This window comes from Chryseolinea lacunae, assembly GCF_016735595.1.
GTDB classification, from domain to species: Bacteria; Bacteroidota; Bacteroidia; order Cytophagales; family Cyclobacteriaceae; genus Chryseolinea; species Chryseolinea lacunae.
In genome coordinates this window covers 513,876-532,560 of record NZ_JAERRB010000005.1, presented here as the reverse complement: position 1 = coordinate 532,560, position 18,685 = coordinate 513,876, and the positions used below count along the sequence as shown (strand labels likewise).

Annotated in this window: 8 protein-coding genes; all 8 read left to right on the top strand. The window is 51.7% G+C overall.

Annotated features, from left to right (window positions below; all coding sequences use genetic code 11):
- Positions 1-13: 13 nt before the first annotated feature.
- The 8 genes from JI741_RS17715 to JI741_RS17680 all read left to right on the top strand — a co-directional run bounded on the left by JI741_RS17715 (position 14) and on the right by JI741_RS17680 (position 18,664).
- Positions 14-3,166, top strand: coding sequence for a non-ribosomal peptide synthetase (locus JI741_RS17715; RefSeq protein ID WP_202011992.1), 3,153 nt, complete (start codon positions 14-16; stop codon positions 3,164-3,166).
- A 63-nt stretch (positions 3,167-3,229) separates the two neighbouring features.
- The gene (locus tag JI741_RS17710; protein ID WP_202011990.1) at positions 3,230-8,734 is read left to right on the top strand and encodes an SDR family NAD(P)-dependent oxidoreductase; all 5,505 of its coding nucleotides are present in this window, start codon (positions 3,230-3,232) and stop codon (positions 8,732-8,734) included.
- A gap of 17 nt (positions 8,735-8,751) precedes the next feature.
- On the top strand, positions 8,752-11,901 hold the full coding sequence (locus tag JI741_RS17705) for a non-ribosomal peptide synthetase (protein ID WP_202011983.1): 3,150 nt from the start codon (positions 8,752-8,754) through the stop codon (positions 11,899-11,901).
- A 9-nt stretch (positions 11,902-11,910) separates the two neighbouring features.
- Positions 11,911-13,164 (top strand): ACP S-malonyltransferase, encoded by a 1,254-nt coding sequence (fabD, locus tag JI741_RS17700; protein ID WP_202011981.1) that lies wholly within the window; start codon positions 11,911-11,913, stop codon positions 13,162-13,164.
- A gap of 36 nt (positions 13,165-13,200) precedes the next feature.
- Positions 13,201-14,955, top strand: a complete 1,755-nt coding sequence (locus JI741_RS33090) for a carbamoyltransferase family protein (RefSeq protein WP_202011979.1) — start codon at positions 13,201-13,203, stop codon at positions 14,953-14,955.
- Between the two features lie 118 nt (positions 14,956-15,073).
- Positions 15,074-17,158: an SGNH/GDSL hydrolase family protein gene (locus tag JI741_RS17690; RefSeq protein ID WP_202011978.1), complete on the top strand. Its 2,085-nt coding sequence runs from the start codon at positions 15,074-15,076 to the stop codon at positions 17,156-17,158.
- A gap of 26 nt (positions 17,159-17,184) precedes the next feature.
- Positions 17,185-18,153, top strand: coding sequence for a 3-oxoacyl-[acyl-carrier-protein] synthase III C-terminal domain-containing protein (locus tag JI741_RS17685; protein ID WP_202011976.1), 969 nt, complete (start codon positions 17,185-17,187; stop codon positions 18,151-18,153).
- Between the two features lie 40 nt (positions 18,154-18,193).
- On the top strand, positions 18,194-18,664 hold the full coding sequence (locus JI741_RS17680) for an acyl carrier protein (RefSeq protein ID WP_202011974.1): 471 nt from the start codon (positions 18,194-18,196) through the stop codon (positions 18,662-18,664).
- Positions 18,665-18,685 lie beyond the last annotated feature (21 nt).

Sequence of the window (18,685 nt, the reverse complement as noted above, 5' to 3'; positions counted from 1 at the left end):
AGCAGCAACACGAATGAACGCAGTTGTCAATGGCTATTCGCTTTCTCCTTTGCAAAGGAGAATCTGGATGCAAAAACATGCAGGCTACGATTTTAATAATATCCTCTGTATAAAGGTTTGCGGAGCGCTGGATTTATCCAGGCTATCGGCCGTGCTGCAGGGCGTGGCCAACCGTCACGAAATTTTCAGAACATCTTATATCGATCAGGCCGACCTTGCCTATCCCATGCAAATTGTGGAAGGCGATTGCATACCGTTTAATCCGGATGAAGACGTTGTTCACCTCGACGCCGACATGCGCAAGCCCTGCGTTGCACGGATACTGGAAGAGCTGCTGGTTGAAAAATTTGCACCCGACCAATCGACCATGCTTCGTGCCAGGGTGCTCACCTTTGGCTCTGCAAAACACCTGCTGGTTCTGTATGCATCTACACTCGCCAGCGACGCAGCAACACTTTGCGCCCTGGCCGACGAGGTGCAGACAGCCTATGGCAACGACCTCGAACAGCACGATGACGCCGGAGAGCAATTGCAGTTTATACAATATTCAGAGTGGCACAACGAGATGCTGGACGAAGCCAACGAAGAGGCTTCACAATTCTGGCAGCAACAGGTAGCCACACTGGATGTGTTTGAAAAGCACCCCTTTCAACACTATGATCACACCAAAGAACATGAACTTCCGCAACATGTGAACGTGGAGCTTGACCGGAAAGTAAAACAACAACTGAATAATTTTCTGGAAGCTTCCGGTCAGAACGCTTCCGACTTCCTGTTGACATGCTGGTCTGTTTTGCTATACCATCACCTGGCCACACCCGGCAGTTTTGTGATGGGGAAAGTGGAATCGGGAAGAACATTTGAAGGCTTTCAGAAAATTTCCGGCGTGCTGGCGCGCACACTGCCGATGCGCTGTGCCTTCAATGCAAGCGACACATTTGGCCAGGTGTATCAAAAGCTCACCACGCAAGCCGAGGTCCTTCGCCAATGGCAGGATAACTACAACCCCGTGCCCGAACGCGCGAGCGAAAAAAACTATTTGTCTGTGAGCTTCGAAAGCGTTGCAGCCGGTGCGAATGCAACGGAACAGCTGCCCGTGGCATTCACAGTGCAAGCCTTGCACACCTACAACGAAAGGTTCAACGCAAAGCTTTTGGTATGGCATCGCGGCAGCGATCTGAAGATTAGCCTGCACTACCAACCGGCATTCTTCACACACCAGGCGATAGCGCTTTGGAAAGAACAATTGACACAGCTCATCGGGCGTGTGTTGAGCAATGCCCACGAGCCCATCGGCAAGTTGATGAAGGTTGGCATCGAGGAACAGCATTTGCTGCTGAACGACTTCAATGCCACCGAAACACGCAACAACGTGTTGCCCTTCGTCCGGTTGTTCGAAGACCAGGTTAGACAAACACCCGGCAACATCGCCTTTCATGCCGGCGATGTTGTTTTGACCTATGGCGAACTTGATCGGCGATCAAATCAATTTGCCAATCTGTTGATTGAACAGCATCGCGTGAAACCCGGCGATGTGGTGGCCCTTCGGATGAAGCGGGGTGTGGAAATGTTTGTTGCACTTCTGGGCATTATGAAAGCCGGTGCCACATTTCTCCCGATAGACCGCGGTGTGCCGGCCGAGCGATGCAAATTCATGCTCGACGACAGTGGCGCCGTGGCCGTGATAGCCGACGAGTTTGTTTCAGTCGATGGCCTGCAAACACCGATCATCTTGTTTGACGAACGGCTTGTGCTTTCGGGATCAAACAAAAATCCCGATATCAACCTGCGCTTAGCGGACAATGTCTATATCATTTATACATCGGGTTCGACGGGCCAACCCAAGGGCACAATCATTTCGCAACATTCATTTGCCAACTACATCCGCTGGTTCAAAACCATCGGCGGCATAACCGCGGCCGACAGCACGTTGCTGCTGGCATCGATCGCCTTCGACCTTTGCTACACCAGTCTGTGGCCGGCCCTGGCGAGCGGAAGCACCGTTCACATTCTGGAGCAGGCCGACCACCTCGATCCGGACCGACTCATCGACACATTGACCAGCCACAAGGTTACGTTCCTAAAGCTCACACCATCGCAGTTCTCGTTCATCACCGACGATGTGAATTTTGATGCAACATCGAAACACTATGCGCTTCGGTTGATCGTGTTAGGCGGCGAGCACATCAAGACAAAAGACGTTGGAAAATTTCTGGACGCACAACCCGCCACCAAATTTCTCAACCACTATGGCCCCACCGAAACCACTATTGGCACGGCAAGCTATTATGTTACGCGCGAAAATTTCGATCACTTTGAGCAACGCCCCGTGATCGGCAAACCGATACACAACAACAAGGCCTACATCGTGGACGGCGATCTTCAACTTTGCCCGGTGGGCGTTGCCGGAGAAATTTGTATTTCGGGCGCGGGCGTGTCGAAGGGCTATCTGAACCGAAAGACACTGATGGACGAGAAATTTGTTGACAATCCCTTCGCGCCCGGCACCGTGTTGTATAAAACAGGCGATGTGGGCCGATGGCTCGCCGACGGCAGCATTCAACTGGCGGGAAGAAACGACGGCCAAGTGAAAATTCGCGGCTATCGTGTGGAGCTTGCCGAAATCGAGAAAATTATTTTGCAACACAGCGCAGCGAAAAACGCCGTGGTGTTGCTGCACGACGACACACCCGAAAACACATACCTGACGGCCTACGTCGAAACAAAAACGGCGATCGATGTAGCGACACTTCGCAACACACTATCGCAGAAACTGCCGGACTATATGATGCCGGCAAATTTTATAATCGTCGACAGCTTTCCGTTGTTGGCACATGGAAAAATTAATCGCGCAGCCTTGCTTGCCATGAAGACGCAAAAAACAGACGAATCAACACACGAGCTTCCAAAAAATAGAACGGAGGAACAACTGCTGGAACTTTGGCAAAGAATTTTGCAGCGCGAGCAGATCAGCACCAGCGACAACTTTCTCTCCATTGGCGGAAACTCGCTGAAGCTGGTAAAAGTTTTTCGTGAGGTGTCGCAGCTTTTTCCCGGACAGGTGGTGTTGGCCGACTTGTTTAAATACAGCACCATCCAGACCCTCGCCAGATATCTGACGAGAAATGAGCTGGTGAACAACACCATCGACAGTTTCGAATTCTAATTTTCCCTCGTGCAGTCGCAGACCGCGCGCGGGTTTGAAACAGATACCTCTAATAGAATTGCAATGAACAACCATGCCATCGCCATCATTGGGATTAGCGGAATATTTCCGGACGCCGCCAATCTGGAAAAATTCTATGACAACCTCCGTGACAAGAAAGATAGTGTGCGCGAGCCTGCGCGCGAGCGCCTGATTTTTTCGGGCGAAGATCCCGACAAGGACTACAAGACGGCAGGTCATTTGAACCGCGTGGATTTGTTCGATCACAAGTTCTTCCAGATTTCAAAAAAGGAAGCCGAGTTTATGGAGCCCACGCAGCGCATGGCCCTGGAGTTGGCCTGCGAGGCAATTGAAAATGCGGGCTATAGCCTCGACGATTTCAAGGGCAGCAACACGGGCATCTACATGGCGTCGAGTAACCTCACGCCCTATTTGTATTTGCAGCGCATCAATGAAGTGATAACCGAAAAAGACCCCACCATCCACACCGGCACATTGAACTCGATGGTGTTTGGTCGCATGGCCTATGCCCTGCAACTGTCGGGCCCCGCAGTGATGGTGGACACCGGATGCTCGTCGTCGCTCATTGCAATGAACGAGGCCGTAGAGAAACTGGCACACGGCAAGATCGATTGTGCACTGGTGGGCGCCATCAATGTGAAACTTAGTTTTGTAGAGAAGGGCACAGGCGGAGGCCACCTGGGTGTTACATCAAGCGATGGAAAGAGCCGGGCGTTCGACGCCGATGCGGCGGGCATTGGCATTGGCGAAGGCGGCGGCATGTTCCTGCTCAAACGGCTCGACGATGCTGTGCGCGACAAAGATAATATTCAGGCCGTCATCCGTGGCATTGGCGTGAGCCAGGACGGCGGTCGGTCAAACAGCATCACCGCACCAAGCCCTGTGGCCCAGACTGCGGCCATCGTGAACGCATGGAATAACGCGGGCATCGATCCTGAAACTATCGCCTATGTTGAAGCACACGGTGCCGGCACCCAACTGGGCGACGTAATTGAATTTCAATCGCTCACAGACGCCTTCAACACATTCACCTCGAAACGACATTTCTGTGCGGTAAGCTCCATCAAAAGCAACATCGGCCATTTAGGAAATGCGGCGGGCATTGCCAGCGTCATGAAGGGCGTTGTGTCGTTGAAACACAAAACCATTTTGCCCACTATTCATTTCGATAAGCCAAACCCGTTCATCGACTTCAAGAACAGCGGTGCCTATGTGAACACCACCGCGATACCCTGGGATAATGGCGCATATCCGCGGCGTTGTGGAATCAACAGCTTTGGCCTGAGCGGCACCAATGCACACCTCGTGTTGGAGGAAGCACCGTTGGCCGGGGCACACACAACCGCTTCGAATGATGATGATCTTTTTTTGAAAGTATCGGCAAAATCCGTTGCCGCGCTCGAAGCCTATTTGAATCGCATAACAGAACACCTGGCGCAAGCCGGCGGTTCGCTGAACGATATTTTATATACCCTCAACCGTGGACGTGCCGACTATGCTTACCGCATCGGCGTTCATGGCAAGGACAAAACGGCCTTGCTTCAAGGTCTTCTCGATCGTTTGAACACCGATGTGTTGAAGACGCTCCCGGCGGTGAAGCAAAAGGGAAAGAAGGTTGTGCTGTTGTTTTCGCTCGAACAGGTTGACGAAGCATTGTTATCCAGACTGCGAAAGAAGTATCCAAAAATGGAAGAAGCCTTCGCCGACATACAAACGTTGGCAGGAGGACCCTCCGGGCTCACCGAAAACATCGCGGTGCTGGCGGCACAATGGGCCACCTACAAACAATTTTTGACCTATGGCATTCCGGTGCGCACCATCATGGGCACGGGCATCGGGAACATCACCACCAAACTTATCACCGGCACCATCGGCATGGCCGAAGCCGTAGACCTGGCAAAACACTACAGCGGCGCTGCTGCCTTCGACGAAACGAAATTTACGCGCGCCGTGAAAGACCTGCTTGCCAAAGAGGTGTCGGTGTTTGTGGAGATGGGCAACGATGGCGTGTGCTATCAAAAATTGCAGGCGCGCAAAAACGAAGTAAAAGGCCTGGAACTCACAACGGCCATTGACCAACATGGAGACGACACCCTCATGAACATGTTCACCGGCCTCTACAATGCCGGCGTTTCCATAGACTGGGTTGCTCACTACAACGGTGCGCACCATCGCAGGGTCGAAGTGCCCACCTATCCATTCGAAAAGGTGAGGTGCTGGTATGAAGAACCCTACAAGCCCATCGTTGAAGGTGTGGACCAATGGTTTTATGCGTTGGATTGGACGCCCGCCGTAGCACAAATCGATGCGGTTGAAATCTGCGATCAGGTGTTTCTCGTTTTTTGCGATGAGCATGGCCTCAACCACGAGTTGATAAAGAACGTGGGCACGAACAATCGGTGCATTGCTGTTTCGTTTGCAGACGCGTTCAGTCAGGATGCGACCGGCAACTACACGCTTAACGCCACCTCGGCCGACGACTATGAACGGCTTCGTGAAAGCCTCGACGAACAAGGCGTTCAGATCACCGGAATTTTTTATCTCTATAACTACACGGCGCCCTATGCGCTGAACCCTCAAAACTACAACGATCGCGTAGAGCGGGGATTTATCTCACTCTACCGTATTATTCAAACCTTTCAGCAGTCGCTGCAACAACCTGAATTTCGGTTTGCTGCCGTAACGTCTAACGGCCATCGGGTCAGCAAGACGGAAAGCGTTATGCTTCCGCTTCACAAGATGACGTCGGTTTTTCTGAAAGCCATGATGACCGAGTTTCCGGTGTTGAAGCTCACGTGTGTGGATGTGGTCTACGACGAATATCCCAACGATGTTCTGGCGGCTTCTGTTATGAAGGAAGTGTTGCACGAGGGACTCATTCGGTTTGTGGCCCTTCGGGGAACACAACGCTATGTGCCAAAACTTGCCAAAGTGGTGTTCGATGCAACGGCTATCCAGCGCTCTTTTCAATTCAAAGACAACGGCGTGTTTGTGGTGACGGGCGGTGCAACGGGCCTGGGGCTCGAAGCCAGCCGGATGTTGGCCGAACGCGGCAGATGCACAGTGATCATATTGGGTCGCACCCCCATTTGCCCAAGAGAAATGTGGGCAACATTTCGTGCGGAGAGCACCGACAAAAGTGCGATCGAACGGATCGATGCCCTGCTCGAACTGGAGCAGGCCGGCGCCACCGTTCGCTACATACAAACCGACATCGGCGATTTTGAACAGGTGCAGCAAGCAATGAAAACAATTCGTGCAGCCTATCCCGCCATCGATGGTGTTATCCATTCTTCGGGCCTTGGCAGCAGTGGCGTGTCCATTGCGCTTCGAAACCTGCAAGACGTGCGCTCGACCTTAAGCCCTAAAGTTGCCGGCACCATTTTTCTGGAGACAGCAACACGAGAGCTGAACCCCGAATTTTTTGTTCTGTTTTCGTCCATTGGCACCATTGTGCCCGCCCGAAACGGATCTGACTATTCGGCGGCCAATGCATTTGAGGAAGCGTTTGCCGAATCCATGCAACTGCAACAACGAAATTTTGTAGCCATCAACTGGTCGGATTGGAAGGAGACGGGGCTGGCTTATCGGAAGAAGCTGAAAAAATCGGAGGCCGAAGTTGCTTCGCGTGAAGCGATGATACAAGGCATTTCCAACACGGAAGGTCGCGCGGCCATCACCTGTGCGATCGCCTTGAACCAACCGCAGGTGGCGGTGGCCAAGGTTGATCTGTCGTCGTTTTCGATCAATCCCTTTTTTGTGTTAGACGAAAACGCCATCACCCGCAAAACACCGGCGGGCATCACCGACTGTCGCGCCGCCACCGCCGCGGCAACTGCCGATGCGAACCTGAACATCGATAGCACCACCGACTTCGAACGGGTGCGCAACATAAGCCACGAAAAGGTTACCGAAACAGAAGCCCGTGTCATTTCAATATGGCACAAGGTGCTCAAGCTGGACAGCGTGTTGCTGGACGACGACTTCTATGAAGTTGGCGGACATTCGCTAAACATCATGCAGCTGCTGAACCTCGTGAAGAAAACACTGGGTGTGGAGCTGGGGTTCGAAGACATATTGTATCACAGCACGGTGCGCAAGCTCGCAGCAAAAATCGACACACTGGTCGACACCGGTGCGGTCACGGCCTTCGAGCCGATCATGCCGCTGCCGGCCCGCGAATACTATAATGTTTCGCACGCGCAAAAACGCTTTTGGCTGCTGAATCAGTTGGAAGGCAAAGAGGCCTACAACGTACCGGCTGCCTACACCTTCATTGGCAAAGTGAACCCGTTGGCCCTCGAGCAAGCCTTTGTTGCCGTGATTGAACGGCACGAAAGCCTGCGCACCAGCTTTGAGATGGTGAACGGCGAACCCATGCAAAAGGTGCACGCTGCCAGCGATGTGTCGTTTGCATTGCCCGTCATCGACTTGCGCAATGATACGCAGCGCGACACCACGGCCAAGGCCATAGTGAAGAAGGAGGCCGGCAAGGCATTCGACCTCGCCAAAACACCCTTGCTGCGAATTTTGCTTATACAACTGGAAGACGAGAAATTTATTTTCGTCATCACCATGCATCACATCGTTTCCGACGGGCGATCCATTGCGTTGCTCAAGAACGAGGCGTTGAAGTTTTATAAAATGTTTAACGGCAAGAAAACGGAAGCACTTCCTCCGCTTCGCATTCAGTATAAGGAGTTTGTAGCGTGGCAAAACAACCAGCTGTTTGGCGACAAACTGGAACAACACAAAGGCTATTGGACGAAACGACTCGACAACAGCCACTATATCCTGGCGTTGCCCACGGATTTCAAAAGCTCTGACATTCATTTTTCGGAGGCCGACAAGGTGGTGTTCCGCGTGATTGGAAACGAGTTGAGCGGACTAACGGCTATCGCAGAGAAGAAAGGCACCACGTTGTTCATGGTGACCCTCGCCGCCTTCAACGTTCTGCTGGCCAAATATACGGGAACCGACGATGTGGTTATCGGAACACCGGTGAGCGGAAGAGAGCACAGCGACCTGGAAGATCAAATCGGAATTTACCTGAACACCCTGTTGCTCAGAACGCATGTTCACGACGACGATGTGTTTCTGGATTTTGTTTCAAAAGTGAAAACCGACACGCTTCGCGATTTCCAACATCAAACCTATCCCTACGATGTGTTGATGCTTCAAATCCTCGAGCGGCATCCCAACCTGTCGTCGTTGTTCAATGTGGGGCTGACCTGGAGCACGCGGAACGAACTGGCAGAATCGTTCGATATCGACTTTCAAATTCACGACTACCACACCGGCTTCACAAAAGCAAAAACCGATCTCTGGCTGTTGGTTTCCGAAAGTCCCGACGAGCTGCAAATGCAATTTGTGTATAGCAAATCGCTGTTCAAGACAGAGACCATAGAAATTCTGGCCGATCGGTTTCAGGTACTCATCGGCCAGGTGGCCGAAAATCCCCAGAAAAAAATGCGCGAGCTCCATATCGCCTTGCCGTTCGAGCAACAACTGGAGCAACACACGCTTGAAGTAGATTTTAGTTTTTGATATTAATAGCCAACCCCATGCAAGACGATAAACGCAACAAGATCATAGACGACTATTGGCTGAATAAGTTTTCGGCGGTGGCCCAAACGGGCAACGTTGTGCGCGGCGAAACGCAGTCTGTTTCGTTGCGACTGGAAGCAACGACGCTGGCCAATTTTCGCGCACTCACCAAAGAACGTGATGTTGAAGGGTTTCTGGTGTTGGCAACCGTTTTTCAGGTGCTTCTTCGGAAATATTTCAGTGACGACGAATTTTTGATAGCCACACCCGGCCCGCGAAGCGCCAGAACAGAATCGGCAAACGACACACTGTTGTTTCTTTTCAGTGCGTTCGATGAAACACAAACACTCAAGGCCATCATTCAAAAGACACAAGCCGAGCTGCAACAGGCATTGAACCACAGCAGCTATCGCTATGAAAATCTCCGGAACAGTTTTGCCGACAGGGGAATAGAGGAAGCCGACATTCTGCGCTATGGTTTTGCGTATGCCACGGCGGAAAATGCAAGTGCTGCGCCGCAAGCTTCAGGCTTCAATCTGTTGGTGACAACCGATATCGAACACCATGTTGTGCTGCGATTGCAGTTCAACGAATTGCTCTATCCGTTGTTTACGGCAGCACAATTTCTCGGACATTTTGGCAACGTACTCGCGCGCATCCGTCAACACATGGACGCATCGTTCGAAAGTATTTCATTGCTTCGCGATGATGAAGCAGAATGTGTTAAAACCGTTTTCAACCGAGAAACCTCAGCGAACGAAGGTAGTCTCTCCGTGGTGGACATGTTCAGCGCGCAAGCCGCGCGCGAACCATCGGCGGTAGCGGTTCGCACGGCGAGCAAAGCCTATACGTTCCGGGAGATTGATGAACGCAGCGATCGGCTTGCAAAATATCTTATTCAAAAAAGCAACGTCGGCCGTGACCGGACCATTGGCGTGCTGGCCACAAAATCGGAGTGGGCCATCATTGGCATACTCGGCATTCTAAAATCCGGCAGTGCGTTTGTTCCCATCGAACCGTCGCAGCCCATAGAGCGTATCCAGCACATGGTGAAGGATGCCGCGTTGGAAATTCTGCTGGTGGAAAGCGACCAGATGTTTGACTTCGGATGGTTTGAAGGCGAACTGTTGGTTAGCGACATTCAGATCGATACGTTTGAAAACAACAACGATCAACAACTGCCGTCGCGACCGCCCGATAGCCTTGCCTATGTGATCTATACCTCAGGAACAACCGGTCGTCCCAAGGGCGTGATGATTGAAGACCGGTCTGTTGTGAACTACAGTTCGTGGTTCATAGACACGTTCAACATCGTGCCAACCGACAGCTCCATTGTGCTGTCGTCTCTGGCATTCGACCTGGGCTACACAAGTTTTTGGGGCACGCTGTTGGCAGGCGGCACACTTCACCTGGTCGACCTTGATTATGGTGCTGTGCCCGACCGTTTGCTGAACTATATTGTTGAGCAGCGCATCAGTTTTATCAAAACCACGCCGTCGCTATTCTATATGCTGACGCACGTTCCCGACTTTAAAAAGGTGGCTGCGCAAATGTCGCTACGCCTCATTGTTTTGGGAGGTGAGCTCATTCGCAAGGAAGACGTGGAAAACTATCGCACATTTTGTCCCGACACACGTTTTGTAAATCACTATGGCCCCACAGAAGCCACCGTGGGATGTATTGCCAACCCGCTCACAGGCGACATCATAGACGACTACACCAAAGCACCCATCATTGGCCGCCCCATACGCAACACAGAGGTTTTTATTCTTGACAGTCGGGGCAAGCTTGCACCCATTGGCATCGACGGAGAGTTGTGCATTGGCGGTCGCGGTCTTGCCAGAGGATATTTGAACAACCGCGAGGTGACGGATGCGAAATTTATGACACATCCTTTCAAAGCGGGCGAACGACTTTATAAAACAGGCGACTATGGCCGCTGGACCGAAGATGGAAAAGTGATTATTCGCGGCCGGAGAGATCGCCAGATAAAAATTCGCGGTCACCGTGTGGAGTTGGGAGAAATTGAAGAAGCCCTGCGAAACTCCCCATCCATTCAGGAGTGCGTGGTGACAACAAGCGTGTTTGCCAACGGCGACAACAAGATTGTTGCCTACTATACATCAACAGAACGCATCGACGAAAAAGCGATTCGCGGCGCGATGGCCAATCAGCTGCCCGCCCACATGATACCAGAATATTTTCTCTACATCCACACCATGCCCTTGACGGCGAATGGCAAAGTGGATGCCCGGAAACTGCCGTCGCCCAAAGACCTGATCCGTTCCACCAACGCCGGGCTTTTGTTGCCGCGCAACGAAACAGAACTCTTGATTCGCAAGGTGTGGAGCGAGGTGTTGGGACGGGAAGACATCGGCGTGAACGACAGCTTTTTCAGCCTCGGTGGAAACTCCTTATACCTCATTAAGGTAAGCGCCATGCTGTCGGAGTCGTTTCCGGAATTGAACATTATCGACCTCTTCAACCACACCACCATCGAAAAGCTGGCGACATTCATTTCATCAAACGAAGAAGCGGTGGCGATCAAAATTTCCGACGCCGTGGTGCTGCTGCCGCAGTTGTATTTTCCCGACGACACGGCCGACGAACAGGCCACATCCAATTTCAAATTTGAAATCCGCGATGGCCTTCTTGCCGATCTGAAAAATGTTGCTGCGGCCGAACAGATTGCCGTGTGGGATATTCTGAAGGCGGCACTGGCCTACACACTCTACGAATTTTCGGGACAGAAAGACATCTGCCTCCAGAGCTTGCAGGTTGACGGGCACTCAAAAAATTTACTGGTGTCTCACCGGTTTGATTTTGATGCGATCGAATCGCCCGGTGACTTGTTTCGGCAATTGGCATCGCAGCCTGGCCAGCAGCCCATCGACCTGGCAAAGACCGCGAGCATTACCTTCGAAAATCATGAAAACGGAATAGTGCCATTCATCTATCGCAGAGATTCGGCACAAGGCCATGCGTTGCCGCTCAATAGTTTTGATTTTGTGGTGGAGGTAGACGATCGCGATGCCGACAGCGTGGCCTGCAACATAGAATACAATCCACGACTCGATGCCGCCGCTGTTGAAGAGCTGGTCAATTTCTATTTCGGTTTTCTTTCGGATGTTGCCGGCGTGGGCGTGCCGGATGTTCAGACTAAATAAAACGACGTGATGAAAAAGGTTTCTTTTTTATTTCCGGGTCAGGGCGCACAATACGTGGGCATGGGCAAGCGATGGTTCGAAAATGCAAGCGTGAAAAAAGTTTTCGAAGAGGCAGGAGACATTCTGCACTATGATGTAAAAAAACTTTGTCTCGAAGAACGTCCCGAAGTTATTGGCAACACCTTGTATACACAGCCTGCTGTTTTCACCACCAGCGTGGCGTGCTATGAATATTATAAAAACACGTTGCCCATTCCTCAATACATGGCCGGTCACAGCCTGGGCGAATTTTCGGCCCTTGCCTGCGCGGGCGTGTTAACCTTTCGCGATGCCCTGTCGATTGTCGGGGTTCGCGCGCGGCTGATGAGCGAAGCGCTGGCAGAAGGTGCCGGCGCGATGTCGGCCATCAACGGCCTGGATGCAAAAACCGTGGAAGACATTTGCGCGACCATTGCCCGGCCCGGACACGTGGTGGTGGTGGCCGCCTATAACTCCACAACACAGATTGTTATTTCGGGACATACCGCAGCGGTGCAGCAGGCCGAAACGGAAAGCATCGTCAGGGGAGGTGAGGCCGTGCGGCTAAAAGTGAGCGCACCCTTTCACAGCCCGTTAATGGCCACCGCCGCCGATAGTCTGAAAAAAGAATTGTCGAACTATACCTATAGTACACCGGCGTGCACCATACTTTCCAATGTCACGGGAAATCCTCATGCATCATCAGACATCGTCGAGGCATTGACAAAGCAAATGACACAGCCGATACGCTGGCACCAATCGTTCGACTATCTCGTGCAGCAGAATGTGAAATTTTGCATAGAGCTTGGCCCTGGCAAAACCTTGCGAAACCTGATCCGGAAAGATGCCAGGGTAAAAGCCTTCGCGATGGACGATGTTTCGGACGAAGAGCTTCTTCGTCAGGCCCTGGCCGACGATGTGAAAAATTTGTCGAGTGTGGTCACCAAGGCCATGGCCATTGCCGTCAGTGTCAGGAACACAAACTGGGACGCTGACGAGTATCAACGCGGTGTTGTGGAACCCTATCATAAAATGAAAGAACTTCAGGCACAGATCGAATCGAGAAAGATGCTTCCCACCGTCGACGAAATGAAACAGACCATCGAGATGCTTTGTTGCATCATGCAAACAAAGCGCCTCGATCGTCACCAGCAGACGCAACGCCTCGAACAGCTTTTCACGGAAACGGGCACCATAAAATTGTTTCACGCAATGCCTTCGTTCATCGACCAGCCGCAAGCCTGATTTTGAATATTTATCTTCTACTAAAATAATTTACGTGTGAGCCTTAACATCATTGGAATTTCCGCATTATACCACGACTCGGCCTGTGCCCTGTTGCAGGATGGTATGTTGACCGCTGCCGCTCAGGAAGAACGTTTCACCCGCATCAAACACGATCCTGCTGTGCCCGCCAAGGCTTTTCTTTATTGCCTTGAACAAGCCGGGTTGACGATCACCGACATCGACTGCCTGGCCTACTACGAACGCCCCGAGAAGAAACTCGCGCGCCAGTTGTGGAGCGGCTATGGCTGCGGCCCCGAAGAATTTGATGGACGCCTCGATCCGAAGCGCCCCGAACAACAGATACGCGAAGTGCTGGGATTTGAAGGTCCCATAAAATTTTTCGACCATCATCAATCGCACGCCGCCAGCACCTACTATTATTCAGGATTTGAATCGGCAGCGGTCCTCACCGTCGACGGAGTGGGCGAATGGGCCACCACCACCTATGGAAAAGGTGTGGGTGCCAAACTCGATCTGTTTGAGGAAGTTCATTTTCCTCATTCCATCGGGTTGCTCTATAGCACCATCACCAACTACCTGGGTTTTGAAGTGAACGAAGGGGAATATAAAGTGATGGGTCTTGCACCCTATGGCAAGCCGGTATTTTCTACAAAGCTTCGGAAACTGATTCGCATGGAACACGATGGCCAGTTTCAGCTAGAGTTAAAATATTTTGATTTTTTGCAGGGCGATAAAATGTATTCGCAGGCCTTGGTTGATCTAATGGGCGTGCCGGCGCGTGTGGCCGAATCGAAAATGGAACAGGTTCATGCCGATATGGCACGAAGCCTGCAGGAAGTGCTGCAAGAAATTTTGTTAGAAAAGGCGCGCTACCTCCATGACGTCACAGGCATGGACAACCTCTGCATGGCCGGCGGCGTGGCATTGAACTGCGTTGCCAACGGAAACATTCTGAAATACGGACCATTCAAAAAACTGTTCGTGCAACCGGCATCAAGCGACTCGGGTTGTGCCTTGGGCGCGGCAGCGCTCGCCCATGTTGACATCACGGGTCGCCGTCCGCAAAACGAACCGATGCAACATGTGTATCTCGGGCCTTCGTTCACACAAAGCGAAATCACCACCATGCTGGAAGCCACGTCGTTCAACGCGCATCATTTTGCCGGCGACACCGAAGGGCTACTCACCGAAGTAGCCACGCTGTTGTCGAAAGGAAAAGTGATCGGATGGTTTCAGGGGCGCATGGAGTTTGGTCCGCGGTCGCTGGGAACGCGCTCCATATTGGCCGACCCGCGCGACGCCGACATGCGCGACCGCATCAATGCCATGGTGAAAAAACGTGAAGGCTTTAGACCTTTTGCACCGGCCGTGCTGGCAGAACGCGTGCGCGATCATTTTGACCTCGATCACCCATCGCCATTTATGCTGGAAACCTGTCAGGTAAAGTCGGCGCTTGATTTGCCTGCCATCACCCACGTTGACGGATCGGCCAGAGTGCAGACCGTGAGCCAGGAAACGAATGAGCGGTTTGCAAAACTTCTTCAATATTTCAACGCCATCACCGGGTGTCCCATTTTGTTGAACACATCGTTCAATGTTCGTGGCGAACCCATTGTTTGCACACCCGAAGATGCGCTTCGCTGTTTTGTTACCACCGACATCGACTGCCTGGTGTTGGGCGATTCCATCGTCAACCGTTCTGAAAACAGCCTGGAACTGATGGCCTGGATGATAAACTTCCAGCAAAAGTCCAGTGGCATTGTTCACGATGTATACACCTTCATTTAATTCACACGGAAAGTTCTTTCGCGTGTGAACTCTTGTGTCCGTTTCATGCATTTCACCCAAACGCGTGTGGTGTGCCAACGGAGCAAATACTCCATCCCTAACTTTATAAATCAACCCAATGTCAAACCTCGTAGTACAATCAAAAAAAATCATTGCCGCCGAGTTGGCGAATTTAATTTTTACGGAAAGTAACGATAGCACGACGAAGCAAAAATTGATAGAGCAACTGAAGCTCAACCTGGTGGATGAAGAGCAGCAATCAACGTCGTGGTTTCGCGACGAGCAAGAGCAAAGCACCACGGTGGGTATCTGGAAACCGGAAATCAGAAATGGCGACACATACTATGTGCGCGATTCCCGCCGAAATGCAGAGTGGGCATATTGGGCACAGATACACGAAATTCCGCCAAAGTCAAGCAAGAAGCGCGTGCTGATGCTGGGCGAGTCGGTGGCCCGCGGATATCTCTATGATCCCTACTATTATCCTGCGCAAGTGCTGGAAAACATTCTGGAAAAATACGGAACGTCAGACTACGAGATCGTGGACTTGGCGCGCACAAACATGGACCTGAAGGGCCTGTTTGAATTTGCTGCCGACAGCGTGAACCTCGACCCGGATGCCATGGTTATTTTTGCGGGCAACAACTGGTACAATTCCGTACGTCGCGACCTTAGCAAAAATGAGGTAAAAGAAATGGCAAGCGTGCTCGAGCGGGAAGGCACAAAAGGACTCGAACAATTCTTGTTGGGCAAGTTCAAAAAACTAATCCACAACCTGTTGAAACGCCTGGGCAAGATCGCTGCCGAGCGCAACATCCCCGTGTTGTTTATCATTCCCGAATTCAACCTCGTGGATTGGCGCAGCAGTGCCAACGAAAAAATTCTTACCTCGCTATCAAACGACGTGTTGCGTGCGTGGCATGGCGCGAAGGCCTCGGCTGAAGAAGCACTGTCCACGGGCGACCTGAAAGCGGCGTGCGGGTATGCGCAGCAGATGATTGATGCAGATCATTCGCATCCGTGGGGCTATGAAATTATGGCCTACGGAAAATTGCAGACGGGCCTCTACGATGAAGCACGAACCTGCCTCGAGTCGGCCAGAGACACATCGATATACTATCGTGCCGACAGCAAGCCCCGCACGCATGCCCTGGTGCGCGAGATCTTTTTGGAAGAAGCACACAATTTTGACATCAAGGTGATAGACCTTCCCACGGTGTTCACACAACAGCGCGGCGGCAAACTACCGGGCAGAGACTTGTTTCTGGACTACTGTCACCTTTCGGAAGAAGGAATACAAATCGCTATGGCCGCTGCGGCCAAGGCGCTGCTGAAATATACGGTGGGGAAGGAGGTTGCCTTGGAAGATTTCAACGCTTGGCAGTTCAAGGCCAGCGACGAAGTGAAGGCCGTGGCCTATGCTTGCGCGGCGGTTCACAACGCCCACTATGGCCAGACACACGATGTGCTCTATTACCTCTGCGAGATGGCCGTGAAGTGTTCGCCCGTAGCCATCGAGATCATGACCAGCTATGTCGATTTCGCCACGCGACGCATATCGTCAACGCTGTGCAAAAGCCATGAGAAGCTGGTGGAGAACGAATGGATAAATCAGTATGGCGGTGGCGTGGGCTTTCTGCACAAACGCGAACAAAAAATTATGGACATCGCTTTGGTGAACGCCATGATAAAGGCCCTCAAAACGGTGAACATCGATCTGAGTGGCAGCGTGAAGGCCCTGCGGAAAAAAGAGCATGGTGTGAACGGCCGCAAAGTGAATTTGCTGGAGTCGTTCTATAATTCCACGTCCTATGATATTTATCAGGGCAGAACACCTTCGTTTTATCAATCCCGAAATGTGGAGTCCGAATTTTTTATCGTCGCCGACGAGGGCAAGTCTGTCAATACAAAACTTACCTACAGAACACCACAACGCAATGCGCCAAGCGACAAAATAAACATGTTCATAAACGGTGCGTTTTTTAAAGAGCTCTCCGCCTCCGAACAATGGTCTACGCACGCGATCACCATCCCTGCCGAACTGGTGGTGGATGAGATCAACGTGGTGAAGTTCGTCTGGTCCTCAACCTTCGAGTTTGCCGACGTGCCCAAGTTCAGATCAAAAATTGCTAAAGACGCCATCCTCGACAGGCTATACCAGGTGTATGGAGAAATCATTCACTTCACCGCCTCGGCCGAATAAACAACACGCTACATAAATTTCAGATCATGGTAGGAATTCAGGATATCGCTTCGTTCTTCACAGACCAAAAGGTGCGCACGCAAGAGCTTATCGAAAACGAAGACATGGAGCAAGCCGCCATTGAATACTTCAACGGTGTGGGCATCTACAGCGTTTGTGATGCAGCCGACTATACCGGATACGACCTGGCAAAGGAGGCCACAGTGAAACTGCTGCAAAAAAATGATGTGAAAGGCACCGACATCGACCTCATAATCTATATTCAAAACCGACTGCCGCAATATTTCATGAGCTCGTCTGCGGCGAGGTTGCAACACGACATTGAAGCCACCAACGCCAACACTTTTTCGCTGTCGGACCTGGGATGCACCGACATGTCGATGGCGATCAAGCTGGCGAAAGATTTTTTGTCGGCCAATCACGAAGCCGACTGTGTGCTGATTAGCTACGGCAACAAACCGTATGCACCAAGCCGGTTCAGGTTTCCCGTCACCATCAACGGCGACGGCGGCATTGCACTGCTGGTGACACGCACCGCCGAAAATCAGATTGTGGACGTGAACATCAAAACACAGGGAAAGTATTGGGATTTGTTTAAGGTGGAATATGCCAACCGAAACTATGCCGAATACAAAGAAGAGTGTACCAGCCTGCGTCGCTACGGATTTGAGCTGGCCATCGAAAGCAAGATGTCGTTTCTGAAATTGAACAACGACGTGCTCGAAAAAAATGGACTGACCGCCGAAGATGTGAAGCACTATATTCTCCAGAACATATCGCTTCGCGCCTACGACTTCTATGAATCGTCGATGCAGATAAAATTTTCAAAGGCCTGTCACTACAACCTGGCAAACTACGGGCACCTCGGGCCATCCGACGTGATGTTAAACTATCTGACCGGACTGGAGCGGGGAATATTTCAGAAAGGCGAACATGTGCTGATTATGAACAATAGCCCGGTGGCGGCATGGAGCAATGTTTTGATACAGGTATGACCGTGAGTATTAGAAAATCCAACACGCATAAATAGACCCTATGAAACAAGCCAATAGCCCAGCGGAATCTGCACCCCGCAACACCAGCATCATCAACAACCTGAGGGGCGTTATCAGTCAGGTATATGAAATGGCAGCGGAAGATGTGGACATACAGGCTACTTTTCTGGAGATGGGGCTCGACTCCATTTCGATCATTCAGGTGAAGCAGCTGATAAAAAATGAATACACACTTGACGTTCCGGTGAATCGGTTGTTCGACGATATCGACACGCTTGAAAAGCTTGCCAGTTTTGTCGAAGCCACATTGCCACCCGTGGTGGCAGCGCGCGCGAACGTTGTGGCATTGCCACAGCCTTCTGCGAATGCTCCGGTGGTGGAGCGTCGGCCAGCGCAACTCGCAACGCCCGGCAACACAGACGGAGGCACTTCTCTGGAAAGCATCATCAACTACCAGTTGCAGGTGATGGCAAAGCAAATCGAGGCCCTGGCAGAAGCACAACAACGTTAGGCAACAATGAGGGTGTGCACG

What these genes read in the sequence shown, in the direction of transcription:
- JI741_RS17715 (WP_202011992.1), top strand. Translation starts at nt 14, where the DNA reads ATGAACGCAGTTGTCAATGGCTATTCGCTTTCTCCTTTGCAAAGGAGA.
- JI741_RS17710 (WP_202011990.1), top strand. Translation starts at nt 3,230, where the DNA reads ATGAACAACCATGCCATCGCCATCATTGGGATTAGCGGAATATTTCCG.
- JI741_RS17705 (WP_202011983.1), top strand. Translation starts at nt 8,752, where the DNA reads ATGCAAGACGATAAACGCAACAAGATCATAGACGACTATTGGCTGAAT.
- fabD (WP_202011981.1), top strand. Translation starts at nt 11,911, where the DNA reads ATGAAAAAGGTTTCTTTTTTATTTCCGGGTCAGGGCGCACAATACGTG.
- JI741_RS17690 (WP_202011978.1), top strand. Translation starts at nt 15,074, where the DNA reads ATGTCAAACCTCGTAGTACAATCAAAAAAAATCATTGCCGCCGAGTTG.
- JI741_RS17685 (WP_202011976.1), top strand. Translation starts at nt 17,185, where the DNA reads ATGGTAGGAATTCAGGATATCGCTTCGTTCTTCACAGACCAAAAGGTG.
- JI741_RS17680 (WP_202011974.1), top strand. Translation starts at nt 18,194, where the DNA reads ATGAAACAAGCCAATAGCCCAGCGGAATCTGCACCCCGCAACACCAGC.